This window comes from Xylella fastidiosa, from assembly GCF_011801475.1.
Taxonomy (GTDB): domain Bacteria; phylum Pseudomonadota; class Gammaproteobacteria; order Xanthomonadales; family Xanthomonadaceae; genus Xylella; species Xylella fastidiosa.
In genome coordinates, this window is sequence record NZ_CP044352.1 from 734,743 (window position 1) to 759,139 (window position 24,397).

A 24,397-nucleotide genomic window follows, 5' to 3' on the forward strand; every position below is an offset into this window, starting at 1 on the left:
TATGGCGGCTCGGTTGCGGGATTATTGGGATCTGACCAAGCCCAAGGTAGTGGCATTGATTGTGTTCACGGCTTTGGTTGGGATGTTTCTGGCTATCCCTGGTATGCCCAGTGTTGTGCAGATCCAGAGTGGGGCACTTGGATTTTTAGGCATTTGGTTGGCGGCGGCGGCCGCGGCGGCAATCAATCAGCTTCTGGATGCCAAAATCGATGCGCAGATGGCACGTACTTCATGGCGTCCGCTGGTTGTTGGCAAGGTACGCCCTGTGCAGGTGTTGGTTTTTGCGGGGGTGTTGATCACGTTGTCGATGACGATTTTGACTCTTTGGGTCAATCTTATTACGGCAGTGCTGACGTTTACTTCGTTGATTGGGTATGCAGTGATTTACACCGTGTATCTTAAGCGTATGACGTCGCAGAACATTGTGATTGGTGGTTTGGCCGGCGCGATGCCGCCTATGCTGGGCTGGGCTGCGGTCACGGGGTTGTCGACAGCGGCGGATTGGATTAATGCATCATTGTTGGTAGCCATTATTTTTGTGTGGACGCCGCCGCACTTTTGGGCATTGGCTATCTTTCGCCGTGCTGATTACGCTAAGGCATCCATTCCGATGTTGCCGGTGACCCATGGGGTGCAACATACATCCCGTCAGATCTTGTTGTATACGGTGATTCTGAGTGTGGTAACGCTGCTGCCGGTGGCGACTGGGATGAGCGGGGTATTTTATCTGGGGGCTGCTTTGGTGTTGGACGCTGTGTTTCTTTGGTATGCCTGGCGTCTGCTTGATCCACCTGATGAATTATTTGCAATGAAAACGTTTGGTTATTCGATCGTGTATTTGATGGCGTTATTCGCGTTTCTGATGTTTGATCATTGGCTGAGGCTAGCGGATTTTTATTGGAATTAGTAATTCAATGTCAGTAGGTGTCCATGGTGCCTGATTCATCATTGGATAAACTTTTGTGTGTTGAATTCAACTCATGATTGTAATATTCGAAGCTGTTAATTCGTTTCGATAGGTGCATTATGTAGTTTCTTGAATTTGTTGATATAAAGGCAGCCAATATTTCAGTATGGTAGGTTTATATATTAATTATATTCTTAAATTCCCATTGTCAATAGTGGGGGTAATTTGATATTTTTAATTGTTTTATTTTAGATATTGATGACTTATTTTCTCTGATGTGATTTTATTTTTGAAACTATTCCATTTTAATTTATGAAATTATGGATGTTTGATAAAAATCCTTTTGAATTCTCTGGATAATGAAAAAGTTTTTTCTGTTCATATATGATGTCATACGGGTTCAAGGCAGTTCTGAGTACGGAGTGGTTGCATGTTTCTTTCGGATGATTTTCATTTAATGATAAAGCGAGGATCATGTTTTTATAAGGAAATAAAATAAAAAAGCATGAGGTTAATGAATGCAAAGAAAAATGTAGTTTCTGAGTTGGATTGGTTTGATGAAATACATGAATTCGGTGTACAGTACGACATTACCAGTTAATGAGAATATTCACTCTTTATAATAGATAGATTTTTATTCATTTCAAAAAGGAAGAAGCCATAATGATCACAGTCACGCCGTGTTCCAGACCAGCACGGTCCGCATCAAGACGGCTCAACAGGCGGGGCAAGACAGTAAGAGCGGTATCGGTCGCAAGCTTGATATCTTTCGTGATCCAAACTGGACCGAAGCGCTGCCCATTTTTTGTTTCTTGATTGAACATCCAGAAGGTCGCTTCCTTGTGGATACAGGTGACACGTGGCGCAACTCTATCCCGGGATATCTGCCACGTTGGAATCCGTTTTTCACTAAGCAAGTGATCGTCAAGGTCGCGTTGCACGAAGAGATCGGCCCGCAGCTATTGGCGAAGAATATCGATTCGTTGCGTGATGTCGAGGCGGTTATTCTCACACCATATGCACCATGATCACGCTGGTGGCCTCGATCATTTCCCACATACTCGTATCATAGTGACGCAGGAGAACTATGATGCCTCTCGCGGATTCTTTGGTAGGGTTGCAGGCTGTCTGCCTCAGCATTGGCCAATCTGGTTGAAGCCAGAGTTGATCGAACTGACTGGACCTGCTGTCGGTCCGTTCGCATCTTCCTATCCAATTACACGTGATGGCCGCATTGTGCTTGTACCAACCCCAGGCCACGTCAAGGGGCATGTTTCCGTCTTGGTTCGTAACGATGATCTGTCGATCTTTATTGCTGGGGATGCGACGTACGCTGAGGATATTCTACGTTCAGGGAAGGTAGACGGTGTGACCTTCGATCCTGTGCTGTCGAAAGATACACTTCGTAGGATCACCGAGTACGCAACATCGACACCGACGGTCATCATGCCATCACATGATGCTGATGGCCCAGCACGTTTGGTTGTTCGTCAAACATTCATTTGACCAAGCGATGCAGGCTCACATGTGGTGTGTTAATTCGCTCCATTTCCCGCGGCAGTAGCTTTGTCCATGATCGCTAGTAGGGCTGTTTGCTCGCTTCTTAATGAAGTATTGGAATGCATCGTGTGATAGAAGGTTCGTGGCTGAGACTTGGAAGAGCACGATTACGTCTAGTGAGCAGCTCGCAGACTTATACCTTGCGTATCTAAGCTTCCTGGCGCGCTGATGAGCGGTTATTTGCGATGGCAAGCCGTGTAGGTGGTACGGCGAGGCAGATATCGGTGGTTGTGTCCGGTTTCTTCGATATGTGGCCAATCAACTGAAATATGCCGTTTTGATTTTATGCTTCGTAGCAAACGTCAGAAATTTGTTCCCGTTCCCCCATCATAGACACCAGCTGAGCTGATCGCACGGATGCGTGCTTGAGCCAGCGCTTCGCCGATTTGTGTACCGTGTAAATCTTGTCTATTAAGGTCACGTGCGTTGATTGCCAACGCTGCGGCGTGCAGTCGGCATAAATGTTGTCCTTGTGGGTAGTTAGCATCTTCATGTCCATAGCGCCCTCGATAATCGGCTTCGCAAACGATCGCAAGCTGTGCGATCCGTTCGGGGCGGCGGAAGGCATCACAGCGTTGCAGCAGTTCGTATACGGTATTGTCATGCAACTTTGACAGACGGTGTACGTTGAGGTGTTCGCGGCAGGCGATCAATGCGAGTTGCTGGTAATTCCGGGGGACTTTCAGGCGCTCACTGAGCTGTTGTGTCGGTGCCATCCCGCGTTGTTCGTGCATCGGATGATGAGGCCATGTTGCGCGTGGTGTCAGGGCTTTTCCGAGGTCGTGACATAGCGCTGCGAAGCCGATCAGCATATCCCCTGGTGCCAGCTTTGCAGCTATATCGCTGACCAATTCTTGGTGGAGGCCGGTGTCGATTTCCGGGTGATAGTCTGCGTGTTGTGGTACTCCATACAATGCGTTTAATTCGGGTAACACCACCTCCAGTGCATTCACTGTGCGTAGTGTATGGAGGAAGGCCGCTGGTTGTGTGTAGGTCAGTGATCGGCTTAATTCCTTCCATATTCTTTCGGGTATCAAGCTGTTGAGTTCCCCGTTTGCAGCCATCTGACGCATCATTGCCAGCGTTTCAGGAGCAATGCTGAAGCCCAAAGGTGCCAACCGTGCCATAAAGCGTGCTGCACGCAGCACGCGCAACGGGTCCTCGGCAAATGCGGGGCTAATATGGCGCAATACACGTTGCTCAAGATCATTCACGCCGCCATAGGGGTCGATCAATGTGCCATTGGTTTGGTCACGTGCGATCGCATTAATGGTGAAGTCACGGCGTTGCAGATCTTGTTCAAGCGTGACTGTTGGGTCAGCGTTGACGATAAAGCCGCGGTAGCCGTGGCCGTTTTTGCGCTCGGTACGTGCTAGTGCGAATTCCTCGCCGGTCTTGGGGTGTAGGAACACAGGAAAGTCACGGCCTACTGGCTTAAAACCCAAACTCTTCATGTGTGCTGGGTCGGCACCAACGACGACCCAGTCGCAGTCGCCAGCAGGCTGACCGAGTAATGCGTCGCGGACGGCACCACCGACAAGATAGCTCTTCATGCATCATCTCAGCGATGAGGTGCGAAGGGGGGACACTGCCCAAAAGTGGCCGCCAAGTGGCCTGGGCTGGGTTGTTATGGGATGCGTCGTGCTCACTGGCAGATGATTTGTTTACGTCGGTGAGTGGACTTGCCAAGTAAACGATCAGTGAGGAGCAGTGTATCGCCGTTGATGCGCCAGTCATAGATCACGCTAAAAGCAAGCACACGCGCGACATATTCGCGTGTTTCTTTGTAGTTGATGGTTTCGATCCAGAGATCCGGATCATAGTTGGGGCGCTGTGATAACCAGCGTTGCACTGAGCCTGGGCCTCCGTTGTAAGCTGCAATGGTCAGATACGTCTGGCTGTATTGGTCAAGGAGTTGGCGTAGGTAAGCACTGCCAATAATGATGTTTGTGTCTGCATCGTATAGGCTATCGGCGTTGACATAGTCTGTGAGACCAATGCGTTTGGCGACGCTTGCTGCTGTGCTGGGTAGCACTTGCATCAGACCACGTGCATTTGCTGGGGAGCGGGCGCGTGGGTTGAAGACGCTTTCTGCTCGGATTTCGGCAGTGATCCAGGCTGGGTCCAATCCGTTTTTGGTTGCTTCACTGCGGATCGTAGTTTCATGGCGTAATGGGAAGCGCAGGTCGTACATGCGTAGCTCGGCAGGCTGCTTACCAAGTGCGAATACGGCACGGTCGAACCATTCTGCGTCACTGGCCACTTCTACTGCGAGTCGGCGTTCGTTGTCATTAAAGCGTGTGAGTGCGTTGTTCCATTCAAGTGTGGCCCAAGCTGTCCGGTCAATCTGGAACAGTGCTATCGCACGTACCAGTGCTGGAGTGCGTGCAACAGCGGCTTTGGCCTGGGCGTGGTCAGGGGTATCGTTGGGATGCCACGGGCAGAGTGAATAGGGTTGTTGCAGATGGTCTGCTGCAAGGAAACCATGAAATGTCGCACTGCGTGCAGCAGCACGGTACAGCGTTTGGCTCTGTACGCTGTCGCCGGTCTTTTCGGCCAAGCGTGCTTCGAAGTATTGCCAGCGGGGCTCGCCACGCTGTGTCGGTGGCATTTCGCGGATCGCATTTAATGCAGCTTGCCAGTCGCCACGTGCCATTGCTTCGCGGGTACGCCATTCGTGCAAACGTTCGTCGTAGGCCGATTCTGGTACTGCTGCCAGTCGCCGTGCTGATTCTGGTTGGTAGGAGGCGACGGTCCATAATGCGATTTGGTACAGCACTTGACCACGCTGCGCCTCATTGAAGTTAAGGGCATCGGTGTACTTGGGTAAGGAACGTTCAGCGGCGCTCGGATCAGCTTTGGCCATGCGTGCTAATCCGTCAATAACGATGCGTTGGCTACGTTCCGTCTTGGGCCAATTCGATACGGCCTGGGCTTGATTTGGCGCTTCGACAAATGCGGCGTAGTTGTTAGCCAGGGTTTGATCACTGGCTGGCAGGCCGCGTGCTGCGGCGCGCATGACTTCGGGTTGTTGCGCATCGGCAGCAGCTTCGATGCGTGCCCAGCGCAGTGCATTATCCAGGCCTCCTTGAGCAGAGAGTGTGGCGAATACGGAATCACAGATGCTAGGCACTGGTTTGTCGGCATCGCGCCATAGTTCTTGTGCTTCTTTGGTCCACTGGGTGTCTGCTTTGCCTAAACGATAGCGTGCTTCCAGTTGGGCACAACGTAGACTGACGGTACGGGTCGGCTTCCAATGTGTTAGCAGTGTGTTCCAGTCTTTACGCCGCACGACGATTGGCAGCCATGCTGAGCGGAATGCCTGAGCGACGGCTTGGTCGGCGTAACGTGATAGGAAGCTTTGCGCCTGCGCATTGCTGATTGTGTCGATATTGCGGCGTAGATTGGCGTATTCGATCCAGCCGTATAACGGATGTTTGTTCAGAGTTGCTGCTTGAGATGGGTCGAGGCGACCATTTTCGGCTGCGGCGATGGCATCGCGAACAGCCATCAGTTGTGGGTCGTCACCTTGTGCACGGGCACAGGCTGCAATGCCCAGCGTTAGTGCAGTCACTAAACGTAATAGCATAGTCATTCCAGGGAATATATCAAAGTCGCCGCCTGAATATTTGTTCACTATGCGGGGCTTGTGTGGGAGTAGGTGATTTGTTTCACGTGATAGTTGTGTTTGCAATGGGTTATTTTTTTTTGCATCACCGCAGGATATGCGGCTCAATTTAATAAATTGAGTCAATTCGTGATGGATCTCATTTTTCACGGTTTTTGGGGGACGATGAATGCTCTACAACATCAGTTGTTTTGACTTTAAAGACTATATTCATAGTCATTGTGTACTGCAGCAAGCTTGCTGAGGGATCGCTTTACGTGGGTGCTGTATGTGATCGGTGTGAAACAGGTTCTCATGGTGATGAGTGGTTGTTCACAGCAAAGCTTGTGCGCGGTTGGATGTGATGCAGGGTACAGGTTGTACGGTGCCGCAGATTCCGGAATCCGTATTGTAATCAATGTGGCTGTTGTAAGCGGATGATCATCTAAATCACATCCAAGAGATGTAAGCATAAAAGTGTGTGCAGGGAACGGAAGATGGCTTGAGTTTAACTGAGCTCAGTGGATGGGCGTCTATTCTGAGTTGGGGTTGCTAGCATGTGTCCTTAGTGTGTGTCCGTTGTATTTTATTTATGGGGCAGGCGATGCTGTTCTTTTGCGGCATGTTCGCGCCATTCGATAGCTTTCCGTTGAAGATAATTATCCTCGTGCCGCTTTGTTTAATGTTGAGCACGCGTTGGAATGCTGTTGAATCATGGTTTTTACATGATTATTTTTCTTGTGTAGGTGCCTGTGTTGAGTGATTCAAAGAAAGACGGTGTGCTAGTGCTTGACCGAGTGTGACCGGGCTTTCTGCTGTGAGGTGAGGGGCGAGGGTGAGGACATTTGGTGGCAATAGCACGATGACTGTTGAACCATAGTTGAAGCGTGCCATTTCTGCGAAGCGCTCTATGGCGATATTGCGTCCTTGGTAGTCCTTGTATGTGATGCGATCGCCATAAGCGGGGATTTCCACACCACCCCAAACCGTTTCCACACCAGAGACAAGCAGCGCTCCGACCATCACTAAGACCATCGGCCCGAATGTAGTGTCAAAATGGCATACCAGTCGTTCGTTACGTGCGAACAGTCGTGGAATTTGGCGTACTGCATCTGGGCCGACGCTGAATAAGCGGCCTGGTACATGCACTGTTTTGAGCAGCTGACCTGTACAAGGCATATGCACGCGGTGGTAGTCACGTGGCGATAGGTAGACAGTGGCAAACAGCCCGTTGGTGAAGGCAGAAGCAGCAGCGGTATCGCCCAATAACTCGGTTGCAGTGAAGGACTGGCCCTTGGCTTGAAAGATGCGCCCTTCGCGGATTGGCCCGAGTTGGCTGATGCGTCCGTCGGCTGGCATGAGCAATGTGTCCGGATTCGGATCAGGGGGGCGTATGCCGGCTTTAAGTGATCGGGTGAAAAAGGCATTAAAGCTTGGGTAGGCATGGGCATCCGGCTCCGCCGCTTCGCTCAGGTTGACGTCGAATTTTGCGATGACTGTGTCGATCAACCACTGTTTGATCAGTGGATGCTGGCAATAGGCGACGTGGCGTGCCAGCGAGGACAGCATGCGATGTGGCAGAAGATAGGTCAGGGTGGTGACGAAATTCACAGAGTGATTTCCTTGGTGAGTTTTTGCAGGTCCGTGGGGATTTCCTCAGCGTTGAACGGTGGGTGGATCATGCCGACATGGTGGCCTTGCGGATCCAATACAACGATTGCTGTGGGGTGGTCCATCGTATCGTCGAGAGGGTTTTCTGCGTAACTTTTGCCGGGTACTTTCCGGAATCGAAGCCCTAATGCGGTGGCAAAGCGCTGTAACGCTGGGGTATCTGCTGTCGTGGTCAGGATATTTTTGTGGAAGGCGCGAGCATATCCACTCAGTCGTAATGGTGAATCGCGATCTGGATTGATCGAAACGAACAGTACCTGCGGGCGTTGTGTTTCAGGAAGGTTCTCCCTGTGTTTTTCTGCTTGTCCAAGTATGGTTAACGTGCTTGGACAGATATCCAGGCAGGAGGTGAAGCCAAAAAACATGAGGGTCTAATGTCCCTTCAGAGTATTTGAAATAAGCTGGGTACCCTCGGATGAACACAAATCGTCGAGATACAGGACAGCATCAGGTGTAGGGAGCAAGCGCACCGCATGAGTGTGCACCCAAGAGGGTGTGTGTGTTGAGCAGCCATATTTTTCCGATCAGTAGAGTGAAACTAGCGGCCAGTGCGGTTAGTAAGACAAGCACGGTGCTACGGTTGAACATGGTGGTTCCCACTGCAACGGATGCTCAATCGTAGCGCGGTTCCCTCTATAATCGTCGCCCGACCTGATTTTGGCTGTTGCTATGACTCCTGCTGCGGCCGATGAACTTCACACGATCGTTGACTTAATCCGCTACGGTGCTAGCCGTTTCAGTGAGGCTGGCTTGACCTTTGGTCACAGTTACGACAATGCGTTGGACGAGGCGACGCAACTGGTGTTGCATGCCTTGCATCTGCCGCCGGATCTTGGCCCCGCCTATGGTCAGGCGCGTTTATTGCGTACTGAGAAGGAATGTGTTCTGGCGCTATTTGAGCGACGCGTGACCGAGCGTGTGCCGGTTGCGTATTTGACGGGTGATGCTTGGTTTGCCGGGCTGAACTTTAAGAGCGATGCACGCGCACTGGTGCCACGCTCGCCGATTGCCGAGTTAATTCAGGCTGGTTTTGAGCCGTGGTTGGCAGGGCGTGACGTGCGTCATGCTCTGGACTTATGCACCGGCTCCGGGTGCATTGCGATTGCGATGGGTCACTACAACCCTCATTGGCGTGTGGATGGGTCTGACATCAGTGAGGATGCGCTGTCGTTAGCATTGGAAAATAAGGTGCGACTGTTGGCGCATAACGTCGAGTTGATCAAGTCTGATGTGTTTGCTGGACTGGTTGGACGCCGTTACCAGTTGATTGTCAGCAATCCGCCTTATGTGACTGACGCCGAAACCGATGCACTGCCGCAGGAGTATGGTTACGAGCCAGAGCTGGGTTTGCGTGCTGGCCCGGATGGACTGAATTTGGTGCTGAAGATTTTGCGTGATGCTCCGGCTCATTTGGATGAGGAGGGCCTGTTGATCTGCGAGGTTGGCGAGTCTGAGCAACAGTTGGTACAGCTGTTGCCGCAGGTTGATTTTGCTTGGGTTGAATTCAAAGTCGGGCAAATGGGGGTCTTTGCGGTTGAATGCCGTGAGTTGATTGCTCATCATGACCGTATTGCTGCGCTTGCCGCTGAACGTTAAGGTGCTTGTTCATGGGGGCGAACACGTTTGGAAAGTTACTGGCTGTCACGACCTTCGGCGAATCGCATGGCCCTGCCATTGGCTGTGTGATTGATGGCTGTCCTCCCGGATTGGAACTCGCTGCTGAGGAGTTTGCCCACGACTTGCAGCGTCGCGCTACCGGTAGGAGCCGTCATACCTCGGCGCGGCGTGAGGCCGATGAAGTCGAGATTCTCTCCGGCGTCTACGAAGGCCTTACCACGGGCACTCCTATTGCACTGTTGATCCGCAATACCGACCAGCGTAGTAAGGATTATGCGACGATTGCCCGGCAGTTCCGTCCGGGGCATGCCGATTACACCTATTGGCAGAAGTATGGCATCCGTGATCCGCGTGGCGGTGGGCGTTCTTCGGCCCGTGAGACCACAATGCGTGTGGCTGCTGCGGTGGTTGCCAAAAAGTGGCTGCAGCAGCGTTATGGTGTGACTGTGCGCGGTTTTTTATCCCAGCTCGGTGAGATACGTCCGGAAGGTTTTGCCTGGGATGCGATTGAGGATAATCCTTTTTTTTGGCCGCATGCTGCTCAGGTGCCAGCGCTGGAGGCCTATATGGATGCGCTACGCAAATCTGGCGATTCTGTTGGTGCACGCGTGGATGTGGTTGCCGAAGGCGTGCCGCCAGGGTGGGGCGAGCCGATTTACGGCAAGCTTGATGGTGAACTTGCTGCTGCGTTGATGGGTATCAACGCAGTAAAAGGTGTGGAGATCGGCGCTGGTTTCGGCAGCGCTGTACAAAAAGGAACGGAGCACCGTGATTTGATGACACCGTTAGGTTTCCTCAGTAACCATGCTGGCGGCATCATCGGTGGTATCGCCACTGGTCAGCCGATTATTGTCTCGATTGCTCTGAAACCGACGTCTAGCCTACGTTTGCCTGGCGAGACGGTGGATGTGGATGGCTGCGCTGTTCAAGTGATCACCAAGGGACGTCATGATCCTTGTGTGGGGATTCGTGCCCCTCCTATTGCTGAAGCGATGGTCGCGTTAGTACTGATGGATCAGGCGCTGCGCCACCGTGCCCAGTGTGGTGATGTCGGTGAGATGTCTCCGTGTATCCCTGAAGGTGTGGGTCTCAGGAATGCCGATGATTGATTGTCTGTGACAGGGATGGGGCAGGTCGTTGCTGTCCAACGCTGTCTTTATGTGGTTTGATGCCCTGCTGTTTATATCCGCCGACATGAGTTTTTGGGGCCTCCAAAACTCATTGGCAGTGAAATATGTGTGTTGTATGGGGTTCATGCTCATGTTCCGCTGCAACGGATACATTGCTGTTTATGCCAATGTAGTGATGTTCCACAGCGGTGTGTTTGGTATTGCTGACAAGGGATTCGATTGACACAGATTCACCTGGCTGGATGTCTTTGTGCGTTGGTTTGATATAACGCGTTTGCTTCATTGCTTCGATGATATCCAATGATGATTGGGGCTTGTGTGTTGCTGGATGTGTTGCAAAGGCATCGCATTATCATTGTGGCCGGAGAAAAATCATGAATACCGGCAATCTTGTTAGTGTACTGGTGTTAACTCCCTTCCAGGCTGGCTGCACTATCGCTGTACCCGAGTGAGATGTTTGCGAGAACAAGCCGATGCGTGGAGTCGCCTTTGGATGCGTACAACCTTGACAGTACCGAACGATAAGGGGTTTCGGTATGTTTTTATAGATTTTCAAAATTCATAGATCGCCGTGTTGCTGTTTCTTTTGTTTTACCCTTATTTTAAAAGGAACAATGTTTATGTCTTCATCCAAATCAGATCGTTGTTTTAACATTGCCATTGTTGGCGCTACTGGCGCAGTGGGCGAGGCCATGCTTTCGATCTTGGAAGAGCGCCATTTCCCAGTTGCGAAGTTGATTCCTCTTGCTTCAGCGCGCTCGGCGGGTTCTCAGATCACCTTCAAGGGCGAGAGCATCAACGTATTGGAGCTGGAGCACTTTGATCCGCATGGTGTAGATATTGCATTGTTTTCTGCTGGCAGCAGAGTCTCTGAAGCGTATGCGCCACAGTTTGCGGCTGCTGGTGTGGTGGTCATTGATAATTCTTCCGCGTTTCGTTACGAGGAGGATGTGCCGTTAGTCGTATCGGAGGTGAACCCTCATGCGTTGAAGCAGCGGCCGCGTGGCATCATTGCTAACCCGAATTGTTCGACCATGCAGCTCATGCCGGTGCTGGCGCCAATCCACAGGGAATATCGCATTGAGCGTATCAATGTTGCCACCTATCAATCCGTGTCTGGCGGTGGCCGCTCGGCGCTTGAAGAATTGGGACAGCAGACTGCACAGTTGTTAGCCTTTCAAGAGATCAACCCAAAGCGATTTCCTGTACAAATTGCTTTCAACTTGATTCCGCATATCGACGATTTTCAGTCTAACGGCTATACCAAAGAGGAGATGAAATTGGTTTGGGAGACAAAGAAGATTCTTGAGGACAGCAGCATTCAGGTGAATCCAACGGCGGTGCGTGTACCAGTGTTTTTTGGTCATTCCGAAGCGGTCAATATCGAAACGCAAAAGAAAGTCACTTCTGAGCAGGTACGTGCGTTGCTAGCCAGTGCACCAGGTGTTGAGGTCGTTGATGAGTGGCAGCCTGGCGGTTATCCGACTCCTGTGACCCACGCTTCCGGCAAAGATCCTGTGTTTGTTGGTCGGATTCGTGATGATTTATCCCATCCACGCGGCCTGAACCTGTGGGTAGTTGCCGACAACATCCGTAAGGGGGCTGCGCTTAATGCAATACAGCTTGCTGAACTAGTGACGGGCGAGACGATTTGAGCATACTAGGATTTCCCCGTAGTGGAACGGTATACAGGTGGCGGCGATGGGGTGGTTATTACCCTTTGCCGTTTGCGCGAGTAGCAATACTGATCGTATTGTGGTCATTCGATCCAGAATTCCGGCTGCACCGGTTATATTGGTGTTCATGAAATCTATGGGCAAGGGCGCATTAAGCCCGGTATATGGCTTGACTGCCTTGTTTTTAGTGCTGTGCAGCAATGCTGCGTTGGCGCTTGGGCTTGGTGATATTCGTGTGCTTTCCAAGCCAGGACAGCCTTTGGTAGCAGAGATCCCGGTGATCTCTAACGAGGCCGGCGAGCTTGACGATGTGCGCGTTGCGCTGGCTTCGCCAGAGACCTTCGCCCGGGTTGGATTAGAGCGCCCCAACGGTTTTCTGGACGATTTGCAGTTTCAATTCTCCAAGGATCGTCACGGTCGCGCGGTTGTTCGGGTGACTAGCAACCAGTCTGTGCAGCAGAAGGCAATCAACTTTTTGATTGACGTGGAGTGGAAACAAGGGCGGTTAGTACGTGAATACTCCGCTTTGATTGATGCGCCTAATACTGCCGCAGCAATTGCTGAGCCGGCGATCAATGCGCCGCAGGTGGCTTCTGCCAATGTCATTGTGCGTTCTGCGCCAGCTCCCAGCGTTCCTGTGCCCCCTCCCCCTCCTGCCGTTCACGTTACTGCGCCGACCCCATCCATATCCAGTGTTGACGAGGCGACGGATACAGCCTCGGCCGATGTGGGTGATGCAACAGAAACAGAAGGTGTAGGGACCGTGGCCACTCCTGCTGCGCCGCCATCCGATGCAGGGCCGGTCACGGTGCAACGCGGCCAAACACTATCGCAACTTGCTTCTCAGTTAGCGCGCCAGAGTGGGCGTACCTTGGACCAAACCATGCTGGCGATGTTGCGTACTAATCCGAGTGCCTTCATCGGTAGCAATATCAACTTACTTAAACAGGGTGCTGTGCTGCGCACTCCCACGCAGGAGGCGCTGAGTGAGCTTGGGGCTGCCGAAGCTAAGGCAATGGTGCGTGAACAGGCTGCGCAGTGGCGTCAAGCACGTGCAAGCATCCCGCAGCCAGCCGAATCAGGGGCTGCGTCACAGTCGCGTGCTGTTGCTGTTCCCGATACAGCGACGGATCGGCTTGAAATCGCGCCAGCCGTACCCATAGACACCAAGAAGGCTGGCACTATCAGTGGTACCAGCAATTCAAGAGAGGGCGATATGCCTGGTGGGGAGCAATTACAACAAGCACGCGAAGACATTGCCAGCCGCGACGCTGAGATTCAAGATTTGCGTTCCCGACTTATTGATTTGGAACAACTGCGCAAAAAACAGCAGCAATTGATCGCGTTGAAGGACAGTGAGCTGGCAGCGGCTCAACAGCATTTGCCAAAAACCCAGGGACATAGCAGGTTGGGCAATGGGTCAATGATCCTGTTAGGTGGTGCTGCTTTGCTGTTTATCTGCATGGTGTGGTGGTGGGTGAACCGCCGTCCCAAGCCTTCGCCGTTGCCTCATTTGCCATCTCGTGAATTCGACTCGGAGGCATTGGTTGTTGCTTTTCCTCACACTGCTGCTGTGTCGCGGAGTGATTTTTTAGAGATGCCTGATCAGGTGGTGCGTGAGGGCGAACGCATGCACGTTCCTGACCTTACTCTTGATCGTGTCTCGGCAGGTATGTATACCTCCGTCAATCCATCTGTTAAGCCTCAGACATTTGTCCAGGTTCAAGCTGCTAATGTTCAAGCTGCTAGTGTTGCTGCGCAGCAAAGTCAGCCCCAGGCACAGCAGCCTGGCCCCCCATCCGGGGTGCGTGATCGTCTGGAACTGGCGGTTGCCTATCTTGATTTGGGGGATAAGGAGACCGCGCGTAGTCTTTTGCGTGAAGTGGTGGTCACCGGAGATGATGTTGCACGTGCCGAAGCAGCAGCATTACTTAATCAAATTGCATAACAGGCTCTGCCTGTCGGTTAAGCTCCAGTGACCAGGATATGATGATGCGTTATGCGTTAGGCGTAGAGTACGACGGCAGCGAGTTTCTGGGCTGGCAACAATTGGGTGAGATGGGTCCTAGCGTACAGGCGACACTACAGCAGGCTTTGGCTTCGGTAGCGGATTCGTCGGTGCGGGTGGTGTGTGCCGGTCGTACGGATGCTGGGGTCCATGGCCAGTGCCAGGTTGTGCATTTTGATAGTGCGGTTACCCGTCCTCCACGTGCCTGGATATTGGGCACGACGACACGGTTACCATCCTCGGTGGCGGTACGTTGGTGTGTGCCGACATCCGAGGATTTTCATGCTCGCTTCTCCGCGTGCGCACGCCGTTATCGTTATCGGTTGTTAAACCGTCAGGTGAGACCTGCGTTGCAGCATCAATTTTTGAGCTGGGAGCGGCATCCGTTGGATGCCCAGGCGATGCATGTTGCTGCGCAGATGTTGCTTGGAGAAAACGATTTCAGTGCGTTTCGCAGCGCGCAGTGTCAGGCGCTACATGCGCGCCGTGAGCTTCAAGCGATTTCGGTACGGCGCGATGCCGAGGTCATCGAAATATGTGTCCAAGCCAATGCCTTTCTTCATCACATGGTGCGCAATATCGTGGGATCGTTGCTTATGGTGGGTACCGGTGAACGTCCGATGGAATGGATTGCAGAGCTGCTTGCGGGGCGTGACCGGACCATGGCTGGACCGACTGCCTCAGCGCGTGGGCTGGTCTTTGTCGGACCTTTGTATCCGGAAAAGTGGCACTTGCCTATGGAAGTGAGTGTATGAACATCCCCCCTTACCGTACCCGTATCAAGTTTTGTGGTATGACCCGCGTTGGAGATGTGAGGTTAGCCAGCGAGCTTGGTGTCGATGCGGTGGGACTCATTTTTGCATCGGGCAGCTCGCGTCTGCTGACAGTTTCCGCGGCATGTGCGATACGCCGAACCGTTGCGCCGATGGTCGATGTGGTTGCCCTCTTCCAAAATAACAGCGCAGATGAGATCCACACTGTGGTGCGCACGGTACGTCCGACCTTGCTCCAGTTCCACGGTAAGGAGGAAGACGCATTCTGTCGTACCTTCAACGTGCCCTACCTAAAGGCAATCCCAATGGCGGGTGCTGAAGCAAAGCGAATCTGTACGCGGACCTTATATTTGAAGTACCCGAATGCTGCTGGTTTCATTTTCGACAGTCATCTCAAGGGTGGTACCGGCCAGACGTTCGATTGGTCGCGTCTCCCTATCGATCTGCACCATCCCTTTCTACTTGCCGGTGGTATTACTCCGGAAAACGTGTTTGATGCGATTGCTGCTACGGTCCCTTGGGGCGTTGATGTTTCTAGTGGTATCGAATTGCAGCCGGGCATCAAGGATGGCGACAAAATGCGTCAATTTGTCGAAGAAGTACGGCGTGCCGACGGACGCAGGCTGCTTGGAGTGCCCTGATGGGGATACCGCAGTGCCATGTGTCACCATTGCCTTATCTTGCTTCATGGGATGACACTGTCTTGGTTGCCGGTTCGTTGACACGTCATGAAGCGGTTAAGTAGCGTTGCTGGTTAAAGCATCTTGCGATCGTTGCTGCCAATCTAGGGCAGCGTATCTTGGTGTGAAAGAAGTACAGGTCCGTGCATTAGATGTACTTATAGAGCGTGGCCCGGTTAGCCTTTCATTGCTGCTTGATGGCGGCACATCTTGTCTTCATCTTCGATTAGCCAACCCATCCTCCCATTCGCCACTCATGGTGACCGGCTGCGTGATGGATGATGCGATCTTGGTATGCAGTCGCTCGTCTGTAAATGGAGTACTGTGTCACTGCCGCATATGATGCACGACGGGTTCAGTAGGGTACTGTGTGCTTCTTTGAATTCGATCAGCGTGGAGAATATTGATTCTTTGAGTGCTGGGGTGCGTTACAGTGACGGCGTGTTTTTGCTGGTGCCCGTCATGTCTGATATTACTGTTGCTAACTATCATGCTTTCCCTGATGCTCGCGGCCATTTTGGGCGTTACGGTGGTCGTTTTGTTGCTGAAACGTTGATCGGACCGTTGCAGGAGCTTGCACAGGCCTATGATGCGGCGCGCCATGATCCCGATTTCATCGCCGCTTATAACAAGGATCTCAAGGATTATGTGGGTCGCCCCAGTCCGATCTACCATGCTGAACGGCTGAGCCGTAAGGTGGGTGGCGCTCAAATTCTGTTGAAGCGTGAGGATCTTAATCACACCGGTGCGCACAAAATCAATAACACCATTGGCCAGGCCTTGCTGGCAGCACGTATGGGCAAGACACGCATCATTGCCGAGACTGGAGCCGGTCAGCATGGTGTCGCCAGTGCTACTGTCGCTGCGCGTTTGGGTTTGGAGTGTGTGGTGTATATGGGGGCTACGGATATCCAGCGGCAGCAGATCAACGTGTATCGGATGAAGTTGTTGGGTGCGACGGTGGTGCCCGTGACTTCCGGTTCAGCCACACTCAAGGATGCGCTTAACGAAGCGATGCGTGATTGGGTGACGCATGTGGGGCATACGTTTTATATCATTGGCACTGTTGCTGGCCCAGATCCGTATCCGCGTATGGTGCGCGACTTCAACGCAATTGTTGGCCGTGAGGCACGTGCGCAGATGATTGAAGATTATGGGCGTTTACCGGATGCGATGACTGCTTGTGTTGGCGGTGGGAGTAATGCCATTGGTTTGTTCCATGCCTTCCTCAATGATGCTTCGGTCAGGATCTATGGTGCTGAGGCGGCTGGAGACGGCATTGCGACGGGCCGTCACGCGGCCTCAATTGTTGCCGGTCGTCCGGGAGTGTTGCATGGGAATCGCACCTACGTGGTGTGTGATGATGATGGACAGATTTTGGAAACCCATTCTGTATCAGCCGGTTTGGATTATCCGGGGGTTGGTCCTGAGCACGCTTTTTTGGCTGACAGTGGCCGGGTGCAGTATGTGGGGATTCGGGATGAAGAAGCGTTGGCTGCATTCCACTTGCTTGCACATACTGAAGGCATCTTGGCTGCATTGGAATCCAGTCACGCTGTGGCCCATACCATGACGTTGGCGCGCGATCTTCCCAAAGATGCATTGGTACTGTGTAACTTGTCCGGTCGCGGTGATAAGGATGTGCACACGATCGCGGCGCGCGAAGGTGTACGTGTCTGAGTGTATGGGGATGTGTCACTGCGGTAGGGTGCGGTGATAGCACTGTGGCCATTGTCTGGCGGAGACCAGGTGATGTTGCCGTGATGCCAATGATTTTCTGAATTGCAAAATTTTCCGAGATTTCAATGCATCGTATAGACGAAACATTCCGCCGTTTAAGGGCGCAATCGCGCAAGGCGTTGATCCCTTTCATCACTGCTGGCGACCCCTCTTTGGAGGCGGCTGTTCCGGTGATGCATGCTTTGGTCCGTGCGGGTGCGGATGTGATTGAGTTGGGTGTGCCGTTTTCGGACCCGATGGCGGATGGTCCGGTGATTCAGCACAGTTCCGAGCGCGCGTTGCAGCGTGGTGTGGGTTTGGCCTATGTGTTGCAGACAGTCGATGTGTTCCGTCAGAGCGATGCAGTGACGCCGGTGGTTTTGATGGGCTACCTCAATCCTTTGGAAATCTATGGCATCGCGCGTTTTACACAGCAGGCACTGGCTTCTGGAGTGGATGGGGTGCTGCTTGTGGATCTTCCTCCGGAAGAGGCGGACGAGATCCGCGCGATCTTTTCGGCGGCTGGTTTGGCACTCATCGTTTTGGCATCTCCGACGACCTCTGCCTCCCGTCTGGCCACGTTGAGTGGGGTTGCCCAGGGGTACTTGTATTACGTGAGTTTTGCTGGCGTGACTGGCGCTGATCGGCTTGATGCGCAGTCAGCCGGTGATCGCTTGCGTGGATTACGTGCGCAGACTCAAGTCCCGGTGGTGGTTGGCTTTGGTATCAGGGATGCGGCCAGTGCTGCGGTGATGGCTGTGGATGCGGATGGGGTGGTGGTTGGCAGTGCCTTGGTGACGGCCTTAAGTGATGCTCCGGATGTGGACACCGCCTGCCGGCGTGCTGATGCGTTTTTGGCACCGTTGCGTCAGGCGTTGGATGCGGTGAAGTAGGTGGTTGGTTTCAATCCGGGTGCGGTTGGATTTGATTGTCGGGCTGGGCTTGGGGATGTGCCGAGTTTTCTCTGACTGTGTGTATGGGGAGGGCAGTACGCAATGAATAGCGCAGCACGTGGGGGCGTAGGCGTGGGTGATGTTGCGTTGTCCATGGTTAAGCGGTATGTCCGAGTAAGAAGGCGTTTCCGCAATGGGGATGCCTTACCTTAGGACAGTCTTTATAGACGTGATCTTCAATAGCTTGCTTCCAGCGCCTGATCCAGGCGTTCTACGGCGATGATCTGCATGTCCTTGATGGCACTCTTGGGTGCGTTGGCTTTTGGCACAATGGCGCGCTTAAAGCCGTGTGTTGCCGCTTCTCTGAGGCGCTCTTCGCCGTTGGGGACCGGGCGGATTTCACCGGATAAACCCACTTCGCCAAAGGCGATGGTCTTTTCTGGCAGCGCCCGGTTGCATAACGAGGACCGGACCGCCAGTAGTACAGGTAGATCTGCGGCTGTCTCTTGAACGCGGATGCCGCCAACGATGTTGATGAATACGTCTTGGTCACCAACCAGGACGTTACCGTGACGATGCAACACGGCTAACAGCATTGCCAGCCGATTTTGTTCCAGCCCGACGGTCACCCGGCGTGGGTTGGACAGTGGCGAGGTATCGACGAGTGCTTGTACTTCGACCATCAGGGGGCGTGTACCTTCACGGGTGACCATCACACAGCTGCCTGGTTGGTCGCTGTTTCTGCCGGATAAAAAAATGGCTGATGGATTGGCGACCTCTTTCAAGCCTTTTTCGCTCATCGCAAAGACGCCTAGTTCGTTGACTGCTCCAAAGCGGTTTTTGAATGCCCGCAGGAGACGGAAACGGCTACCGCTTTCGCCTTCAAAATACAGCACGGCATCTACCATGTGCTCCAGTACGCGTGGGCCGGCGATGCCGCCTTCTTTGGTGACATGGCCAACCAGGAACACGGTTGTGCCGGTTTCTTTGGCGTAGCGCACTAGCTGTGCGGCGCTTTCTCGTACTTGGCTGACTGAACCGGGTGCTGCGGTCAGTGTTTCGGTCCATAGGGTCTGTACTGAGTCGGCGACAATCAGTCGTGGCCGTGCGCTGCTGGCGTGTTGCAGGATTGATTCAATACCGGTTTCTGCGAGTGCGTTTAAGCCCTCCAGGGACAGATCCAGGCGCACCGCACGTCCGGCGACCTGTGCCAGCGATTCTTCACCCGTCACATACAGTGTGGGTAGGGTGCTTGCCATCCGTGCTAGTGCTTGCAGTAGCAATGTGGATTTGCCGATGCCTGGATCGCCACCAATCAGGACTACCGCGCCTGCCACCAGGCCGCCTCCTAGGACGCGGTCAAACTCGCCAATGCCGGTGGAGATGCGTGCTTGTTCGCTGTGTTGCACGTCCTTCAATGCGGTGATCTTGGGTGGGTCGAGCTGACCGGTCCAATTGCCGTGCTTCATGGTTGGGTTTTTGACAGATCCTGCATGTCCGAGGGTGATTTGGCTTAAGCAATTCCAGGTGCCGCATTCGGTGCACTGTCCCTGCCATTTGCTGTATTCGGTGCCGCATTCAGTGCAGACATAGGCAATCCTGGCTTTGCTTGCGGCGTTTTTGGTCATGTGTTCTTCCTCGTGATCGGTCGACATGCAGCATAGGTTGGCATGCCTACACGCGCTATGTGGATGCAGTCATTGCTGGTTACTAAAATTAACTCCTAAGAAAATTAATTAAATATGAGGCATTTTTCTCTTGATTTATCAAGAGATGTGGGTTCCTAATCGCTGTGGTTACTGAGTCACTTAAGGATTTCTCCCAATGATTAAATCCTGGATGTTTGAGCAGCTTAATATTTCATGCGATGCAGATCCGGCGTATTTCGATGTTGTGGCTTGTTCTAAAGAATATGCGTGGCGCAGCGAATTATGGGCGCAGCTTGAGACGCTGGGGTTCCATGGCATTTTTTTCAGCGAGCATCATTTCAGCGGTTTGCGTGCCTCTCCTTCGCCAGGGGTACTTGCAGCGTGGGTGGCGGCGCGCTCCCAGAATCTGCGTATCGGGGTGCTCGGCTGGGTGTTGCCGCTGTGGCAGCCGTGGCGCTTTCTTGAGGAGGTGGCTGTCCTTGATCAACTCAGTCAAGGGCGTGTTGAGATCGGGGTGGCGCGTGGTTCCTCTGTGGATGAGGCGGCTGCGGTCGGTATTGCCGAGGTGGACATCGTGCCGATGTATCGTGAGGCATTGGATATTCTCGAACAGGCCTGGCTGAGTCCGTATCTGTCGCACTGTGGCCGCTACTGGTCATTTGAGCAGCTCGGTATGGTACCGAGGCCATTACAGTATCCTTCCCCACCGATTTGGACGACGGTACGTAGTACCGATGCCGCGGTAGAAGCTGCAAAGCGTGGCCATCGCCTGTGTACCGGTTTTTTGCACACGGATGCGATTGTGCGTTTGTTTGATGTGTATCGTGAGGCGACAGAGCACATGCATACTGCGGAACGCTTGGCGATTCGCCGTTGCATCTTTGTCGCCAAGACTGAAGCACAAGCACACGAACATGCCCGGGCGGCCCAAGCGCAGATGCCATCAATTGTGGATGATGACATTATTGCTGGTACGCCGACGCAGGTGACTGAGCAGATTTTGTTGCAACTTGGACGGACTGGCGCTGCAAATATCGTTGGTTTCTTCGCTGGTCATCGTTGCGATCCTGACGCGGTACGCACGTCTTGTGATTTATTCGGCGAATATGTCATTCCTGCATTGCAGTCCGCATCAATTTGATGTCGCCGACGTTTAGCTACACGGTTGTTCGGATGCAGATGCATGGACTGGGGGGACGGTCACGGCATGCTGATGACGCCTTCAGCGTATTCGTTTGGTCCAGTAGTGTGTAGATTGGGAAAGGCTCATCTCCTCTGTTGGTTGCCTGATTGAAGCGCAGCGTCATGAATGGCTGCGTGCGGTTCATTCCTACTAAGCACAGCTACCATGCAGGATGGGGTCTGTGGAACCATGGGCTGTAGTAATGCGAGCCTTTAGTTTGGCCAACCGAGAGACTGATTCCGACCCGGTGAGCGGCGCCTGTATCGTCGTAATAGGTTTTGCAGGTGTTGAGGTTGGCTGCTTGCCAATGATTGTTGCCCCAGCGGTTGGAATAGCCCACGCCGGTACTGACTGCGCCGGATAATTTACCTTCGCAAGTGTGTTGACCGACCAAGCCAATGTTTTTTTTGTCAGTGATTGCGGCAGGGATGCCGCTGGTGTCGCCATAGTAGGTTCCAGGAGGAACGGTGTTGCTTGCGGTGGGATCAGCACGGTATTGGGTGGGTAACTCCGGTGGCGTCAGGTCGAGATTTGACGTTGAAGTCGCGTTGGTGGGTGCAGTAGCGGCGCTTGTTTCGGGTTGCGCCAAGGCAGGGCCAGTAAAGATGAGACTGAAAAGAAGGACGGTATGGGTTTTCATGATCTTGGGGGATGGAGTGGAGGATGGCGATCCCTATCGAGTCATTGAGCAATGTTGGCTATGGAACATGGAGTGGCATCGGCCAGCGCTCTGCATCCTTCACGGAGAATACATGGATTGATTCATCCTTGCGCAAGTACGAGTTCAATTAACTGATGGCCATAGCGTGTCAGTTTGTTGCTGCCGATCCCGTTGATTTTGCTCAGTGCATTGATGTTGGTAGGGCGTTGCTCGGCAATATGGCGCAAGGTGCTGTCATGGAAGATCACGAATGCCGGCACGTTTTGTTCTTTGGCGAGTTGTGCACGTAAGCGATGCAGGGCATTGAAGAGTCCCAGATCTTCCGGGAGGACCGATAGTCCGTGACGTTGGCCGGTACGGTCGCGTTCACGGATGAACTGATCACGACGCATCATGACTTGGCGTTCGCCTTTGAGGACTGGACGACTGCTTGGGGTCAGGCGTAAGCCGCCGTAGCCTTCGTTGTCGACCTCCAACAGGTGTGTGGCGACGAGTTGGCGAAAGACACTGCGCCAGCTGCGTTCATCCACGTCACGGCCGATGCCGTAGGTGCTGAGTTGGTCATGACCCAGTTGCAATATTCTTTGGCTCTTACTGCCACGTAGTATGTCGATGAGGTGACCAACCCCGAAGCGCTGGCCAGTGCGGTAGACGCAACTTAACGCCTTTTGGGAGAGCACGGTGGCATCCCAGGCGGTGGCTGGGGTCAGGCAGTTGTCACAGTTGCCACAGGGGTTTGGATACGTTTCCCCGAAGCTGGACAGTAAGAGTTGGCGGCGGCATTGCATTGATTCGCAGTAGCCCAGCAGGTGATCGAGTTTGGCGCGTTCTACGCACTTGCGTGCTTCGCTGGCTTCGCTTTGTTCGATCATTTGTTTCAGCAGTACGACGTCTCCCAGGCTATAGCACATCCATGCTTCTGCAGCTTCGCCATCGCGGCCGGCGCGGCCGGTTTCCTGGTAATAACCCTCCAGTGATTTGGGGAGGTCGATGTGGGCGACAAAGCGGACATCAGGTTTGTTGATGCCCATGCCGAAGGCGATGGTGGCACACATCACAATCCCTTCTTCACGCAGAAAGCAGCGTTGGTGCTTGGCCCGTGTTTCGGCTGGTAGGCCGGCATGGTAAGGCAGTGCGTTGTAGCCTTGTGTACACAGATAGGCGGCGATTTCTTCGGTTTTGCGCCGTGACATGGCGTAGACAATGCCTGCGGTGTTGCGATGGCGGCTGAGGAATTCTTGTAGTTGGCGCCGCATATTGTTTTTCTGCACGACCGTGTAGCGGATGTTGGGGCGGTCGAATGAGCTGATGAAGTGATGCGCATCGCTTAGGTCAAGGCGCTCAGCAATTTCGCGTTGCGTGGGTGGGTCGGCGGTTGCGGTCAGTGCAATCCGAGGCACGTGTGGCCAACGTTCATGAAGTACGGTGAGTTGGCGGTATTCGGGACGGAAATCATGTCCCCACTGTGAGACGCAGTGAGCTTCGTCTATTGCGAACAAAGCGATCTGGCTACGTTCCAGCAGCGATAAGAAGTGTGCAGTGAGTAACCGTTCCGGAGCGATATACAGCAGGTCTAGATCTGCGGTGACTAGAGCGTGTTCGATCCGTTGTGCCTGCGTTGCATCTAGGGTCGAGTTGAGATAGGCGGCGCGTACGCCAAGCTGACGTAGGGTCTCGACTTGGTCTTGCATCAGTGCAATCAGCGGCGAGATGACGACGCCGATGCCTTTGCGCAGCAGCGCAGGCACTTGGTAGCACAATGATTTGCCGCCCCCGGTGGGCATCAGGACCAAGGCATCGTGGCCGGCAGCGACATGCTCAATGATGGCTTGCTGGGGCCCACGGAAGGTGTCGTAGCCGAAGACGCGTTGTAGAACGGTCTGGGTGGCGGAAGACGTGCTCATTAGGCTTCTTGCCGGTTGGGGGGAGATAGCATTTCTGCGGAACTGCCCTGGTGCCGGGAAGCTCAACACAGCAGAGTGTGCGGTTGTGCTGCACACTCCCAAGTGAGCGGATGGTGGTCTGCATGGAGTGTGGCATTGCTGCAATGCAAGGCCAGCCGCCTTGACGCTACATTGCAGCAATTATTGCAATAGCGAACGCAACATCCACGCGTATTTTTCATGGATTTGCAGGCGTTGGGTCAATAAATCGGCGGTTGGGTCGTCACTGCCATCTTCAGCGGTGTCCAGTACCTTGCGTGCGGTACGACAGACCGCTTCGTTACCGATGACCAATTGGCGAACCATTTCGCGCCAGTCGGTGTTGTCGTTCAATCCTGGTTCTTCCTTGATTGAGGTTAGTTCTAGATAGTCTTTGTAGGAACCCGGTGCGTTATAGCCCAGGGCACGGATACGTTCTGCGATCTCATCCAGTGCGGCCCATTGTTCTGTGTATTGCGTTTCGAACATGCTATGTAGCGAGTTGAACATAGGTCCGGTGACGTTCCAATGGAAGGTGTGGGTCTTCAAGTACAGTGTGAAAGCGTCCGCCATATAGTGGGACAGCCCTTCGGCGATGGACTTGCGGTCGCTATTCTTGATCCCGATATTGACGTCTGGCATTGAGATGGCAGATGCCAATTCGGTTTTGTTCTCGGATTTACTGTTCTGTTGTTTTTTCGACATGGAAATATCTTCCTTAGATTAAGGGGTGGCGCATTG

At 53.2% G+C, this 24,397-nt stretch carries 22 protein-coding genes; 13 read left to right on the forward strand and 9 right to left on the reverse strand.

What is annotated here, in order from left to right:
- Position 1 precedes the first annotated feature (1 nt).
- The 3 genes from cyoE to F7G16_RS03170 all read left to right on the forward strand — a co-directional run bounded on the left by cyoE (position 2) and on the right by F7G16_RS03170 (position 2,413).
- Positions 2-907: a heme o synthase gene (gene cyoE, locus F7G16_RS03165; protein ID WP_004090646.1), complete on the forward strand. Its 906-nt coding sequence runs from the start codon at positions 2-4 to the stop codon at positions 905-907.
- A gap of 680 nt (positions 908-1,587) precedes the next feature.
- On the forward strand, positions 1,588-1,935 hold the full coding sequence (locus tag F7G16_RS12490; RefSeq protein WP_256626224.1) for an MBL fold metallo-hydrolase: 348 nt from the start codon (positions 1,588-1,590) through the stop codon (positions 1,933-1,935).
- Positions 1,936-1,978: 43 nt separating this feature from the next.
- Complete coding sequence (locus F7G16_RS03170) at positions 1,979-2,413, forward strand: MBL fold metallo-hydrolase (protein ID WP_256626225.1); 435 nt, start codon at positions 1,979-1,981, stop codon at positions 2,411-2,413.
- 356 nt (positions 2,414-2,769) lie between these two features.
- On the opposite strand, the gene F7G16_RS03175 is transcribed toward F7G16_RS03170, so the two are convergent.
- From F7G16_RS03175 to F7G16_RS03195, 5 genes are all read right to left on the reverse strand, one after another.
- On the reverse strand, positions 2,770-4,020 hold the full coding sequence (locus F7G16_RS03175; RefSeq protein ID WP_004090647.1) for a multifunctional CCA addition/repair protein: 1,251 nt from the start codon (positions 4,018-4,020) through the stop codon (positions 2,770-2,772).
- A gap of 92 nt (positions 4,021-4,112) precedes the next feature.
- Positions 4,113-6,062 (reverse strand): lytic transglycosylase domain-containing protein, encoded by a 1,950-nt coding sequence (locus F7G16_RS03180; RefSeq protein ID WP_004090648.1) that lies wholly within the window; start codon positions 6,060-6,062, stop codon positions 4,113-4,115.
- A gap of 741 nt (positions 6,063-6,803) precedes the next feature.
- Positions 6,804-7,685 carry an archaetidylserine decarboxylase gene (gene asd / locus F7G16_RS03185; protein ID WP_011097716.1) on the reverse strand — a complete coding sequence of 294 codons (882 nt, stop codon included), beginning with the start codon at positions 7,683-7,685 and terminating at the stop codon, positions 6,804-6,806.
- Positions 7,682-8,110, reverse strand: a complete 429-nt coding sequence (locus F7G16_RS03190) for an SCO family protein (protein WP_004090650.1) — start codon at positions 8,108-8,110, stop codon at positions 7,682-7,684. The genes asd and F7G16_RS03190 overlap by 4 nt, the downstream gene beginning before the upstream one ends.
- A gap of 82 nt (positions 8,111-8,192) precedes the next feature.
- The gene (locus tag F7G16_RS03195; protein WP_012382507.1) at positions 8,193-8,333 is read right to left on the reverse strand and encodes a hypothetical protein; all 141 of its coding nucleotides are present in this window, start codon (positions 8,331-8,333) and stop codon (positions 8,193-8,195) included.
- Positions 8,334-8,414: 81 nt separating this feature from the next.
- On the opposite strand from F7G16_RS03195, the gene prmB reads away from it, so the two are divergent.
- The 9 genes from prmB to trpA all read left to right on the forward strand — a co-directional run bounded on the left by prmB (position 8,415) and on the right by trpA (position 18,241).
- A complete protein-coding gene (prmB, locus tag F7G16_RS03200) occupies positions 8,415-9,341 on the forward strand; it encodes a 50S ribosomal protein L3 N(5)-glutamine methyltransferase (RefSeq protein WP_004090651.1) in 927 nt (308 codons plus the stop codon).
- An 11-nt stretch (positions 9,342-9,352) separates the two neighbouring features.
- On the forward strand, positions 9,353-10,471 hold the full coding sequence (gene aroC / locus F7G16_RS03205; protein ID WP_004090653.1) for a chorismate synthase: 1,119 nt from the start codon (positions 9,353-9,355) through the stop codon (positions 10,469-10,471).
- Between the two features lie 85 nt (positions 10,472-10,556).
- Positions 10,557-10,715, forward strand: coding sequence for a hypothetical protein (locus F7G16_RS03210; protein ID WP_225621954.1), 159 nt, complete (start codon positions 10,557-10,559; stop codon positions 10,713-10,715).
- A 397-nt stretch (positions 10,716-11,112) separates the two neighbouring features.
- Positions 11,113-12,147, forward strand: coding sequence for an aspartate-semialdehyde dehydrogenase (locus F7G16_RS03215; protein WP_004090657.1), 1,035 nt, complete (start codon positions 11,113-11,115; stop codon positions 12,145-12,147).
- 157 nt (positions 12,148-12,304) lie between these two features.
- Positions 12,305-14,116 (forward strand): motility hub landmark protein FimV, encoded by a 1,812-nt coding sequence (locus F7G16_RS03220; RefSeq protein ID WP_004090659.1) that lies wholly within the window; start codon positions 12,305-12,307, stop codon positions 14,114-14,116.
- A 44-nt stretch (positions 14,117-14,160) separates the two neighbouring features.
- Positions 14,161-14,931: a tRNA pseudouridine(38-40) synthase TruA gene (gene truA / locus F7G16_RS03225; RefSeq protein WP_004090661.1), complete on the forward strand. Its 771-nt coding sequence runs from the start codon at positions 14,161-14,163 to the stop codon at positions 14,929-14,931.
- Positions 14,928-15,590 (forward strand): phosphoribosylanthranilate isomerase, encoded by a 663-nt coding sequence (locus F7G16_RS03230; protein ID WP_004090663.1) that lies wholly within the window; start codon positions 14,928-14,930, stop codon positions 15,588-15,590. The genes truA and F7G16_RS03230 overlap by 4 nt, the downstream gene beginning before the upstream one ends.
- A 501-nt stretch (positions 15,591-16,091) precedes the next feature.
- Entirely contained in the window at positions 16,092-17,309 is a 1,218-nt protein-coding gene (gene trpB / locus F7G16_RS03235; RefSeq protein ID WP_011097720.1) for a tryptophan synthase subunit beta, read from the forward strand.
- Positions 17,310-17,434: 125 nt separating this feature from the next.
- Entirely contained in the window at positions 17,435-18,241 is an 807-nt protein-coding gene (trpA, locus tag F7G16_RS03240; protein WP_004090667.1) for a tryptophan synthase subunit alpha, read from the forward strand.
- A gap of 236 nt (positions 18,242-18,477) precedes the next feature.
- On the opposite strand, the gene radA is transcribed toward trpA, so the two are convergent.
- Positions 18,478-19,869 carry a DNA repair protein RadA gene (gene radA, locus F7G16_RS03245; protein ID WP_004090670.1) on the reverse strand — a complete coding sequence of 464 codons (1,392 nt, stop codon included), beginning with the start codon at positions 19,867-19,869 and terminating at the stop codon, positions 18,478-18,480.
- A gap of 196 nt (positions 19,870-20,065) precedes the next feature.
- Between radA and F7G16_RS03250 the strand changes: the two genes are divergently transcribed.
- A complete protein-coding gene (locus F7G16_RS03250) occupies positions 20,066-21,031 on the forward strand; it encodes an LLM class flavin-dependent oxidoreductase (protein WP_004090672.1) in 966 nt (321 codons plus the stop codon).
- 202 nt (positions 21,032-21,233) lie between these two features.
- Here F7G16_RS03250 and F7G16_RS03255 read toward each other — a convergent pair whose 3' ends face one another.
- The 3 genes from F7G16_RS03255 to F7G16_RS03265 form a co-directional block, all read right to left on the reverse strand.
- Positions 21,234-21,713: a hypothetical protein gene (locus tag F7G16_RS03255; protein ID WP_004090673.1), complete on the reverse strand. Its 480-nt coding sequence runs from the start codon at positions 21,711-21,713 to the stop codon at positions 21,234-21,236.
- A gap of 122 nt (positions 21,714-21,835) precedes the next feature.
- A complete protein-coding gene (recQ, locus tag F7G16_RS03260) occupies positions 21,836-23,638 on the reverse strand; it encodes a DNA helicase RecQ (RefSeq protein WP_004090674.1) in 1,803 nt (600 codons plus the stop codon).
- A 180-nt stretch (positions 23,639-23,818) separates the two neighbouring features.
- Complete coding sequence (locus F7G16_RS03265; protein WP_004090677.1) at positions 23,819-24,361, reverse strand: Dps family protein; 543 nt, start codon at positions 24,359-24,361, stop codon at positions 23,819-23,821.
- Between the last annotated feature and the right edge of the window lie 36 nt (positions 24,362-24,397).

Bases quoted from the DNA above. Each gene is read 5' to 3' on its own strand.
- cyoE (WP_004090646.1), top strand. From the start codon at position 2: ATGGCGGCTCGGTTGCGGGATTATTGGGATCTGACCAAGCCCAAGGTA.
- F7G16_RS03175 (WP_004090647.1), bottom strand. From the start codon at position 4,020: ATGAAGAGCTATCTTGTCGGTGGTGCCGTCCGCGACGCATTACTCGGT.
- F7G16_RS03180 (WP_004090648.1), bottom strand. From the start codon at position 6,062: ATGACTATGCTATTACGTTTAGTGACTGCACTAACGCTGGGCATTGCA.
- F7G16_RS03190 (WP_004090650.1), bottom strand. From the start codon at position 8,110: ATGTTTTTTGGCTTCACCTCCTGCCTGGATATCTGTCCAAGCACGTTA.
- F7G16_RS03195 (WP_012382507.1), bottom strand. From the start codon at position 8,333: ATGTTCAACCGTAGCACCGTGCTTGTCTTACTAACCGCACTGGCCGCT.
- prmB (WP_004090651.1), top strand. From the start codon at position 8,415: ATGACTCCTGCTGCGGCCGATGAACTTCACACGATCGTTGACTTAATC.
- aroC (WP_004090653.1), top strand. From the start codon at position 9,353: ATGGGGGCGAACACGTTTGGAAAGTTACTGGCTGTCACGACCTTCGGC.
- F7G16_RS03210 (WP_225621954.1), top strand. From the start codon at position 10,557: ATGAGTTTTTGGGGCCTCCAAAACTCATTGGCAGTGAAATATGTGTGT.
- F7G16_RS03215 (WP_004090657.1), top strand. From the start codon at position 11,113: ATGTCTTCATCCAAATCAGATCGTTGTTTTAACATTGCCATTGTTGGC.
- F7G16_RS03220 (WP_004090659.1), top strand. From the start codon at position 12,305: ATGGGCAAGGGCGCATTAAGCCCGGTATATGGCTTGACTGCCTTGTTT.
- truA (WP_004090661.1), top strand. From the start codon at position 14,161: ATGCGTTATGCGTTAGGCGTAGAGTACGACGGCAGCGAGTTTCTGGGC.
- F7G16_RS03230 (WP_004090663.1), top strand. From the start codon at position 14,928: ATGAACATCCCCCCTTACCGTACCCGTATCAAGTTTTGTGGTATGACC.
- trpB (WP_011097720.1), top strand. From the start codon at position 16,092: ATGTCTGATATTACTGTTGCTAACTATCATGCTTTCCCTGATGCTCGC.
- trpA (WP_004090667.1), top strand. From the start codon at position 17,435: ATGCATCGTATAGACGAAACATTCCGCCGTTTAAGGGCGCAATCGCGC.
- radA (WP_004090670.1), bottom strand. From the start codon at position 19,869: ATGACCAAAAACGCCGCAAGCAAAGCCAGGATTGCCTATGTCTGCACT.
- F7G16_RS03250 (WP_004090672.1), top strand. From the start codon at position 20,066: ATGATTAAATCCTGGATGTTTGAGCAGCTTAATATTTCATGCGATGCA.
- F7G16_RS03255 (WP_004090673.1), bottom strand. From the start codon at position 21,713: ATGAAAACCCATACCGTCCTTCTTTTCAGTCTCATCTTTACTGGCCCT.
- recQ (WP_004090674.1), bottom strand. From the start codon at position 23,638: ATGAGCACGTCTTCCGCCACCCAGACCGTTCTACAACGCGTCTTCGGC.
- F7G16_RS03265 (WP_004090677.1), bottom strand. From the start codon at position 24,361: ATGTCGAAAAAACAACAGAACAGTAAATCCGAGAACAAAACCGAATTG.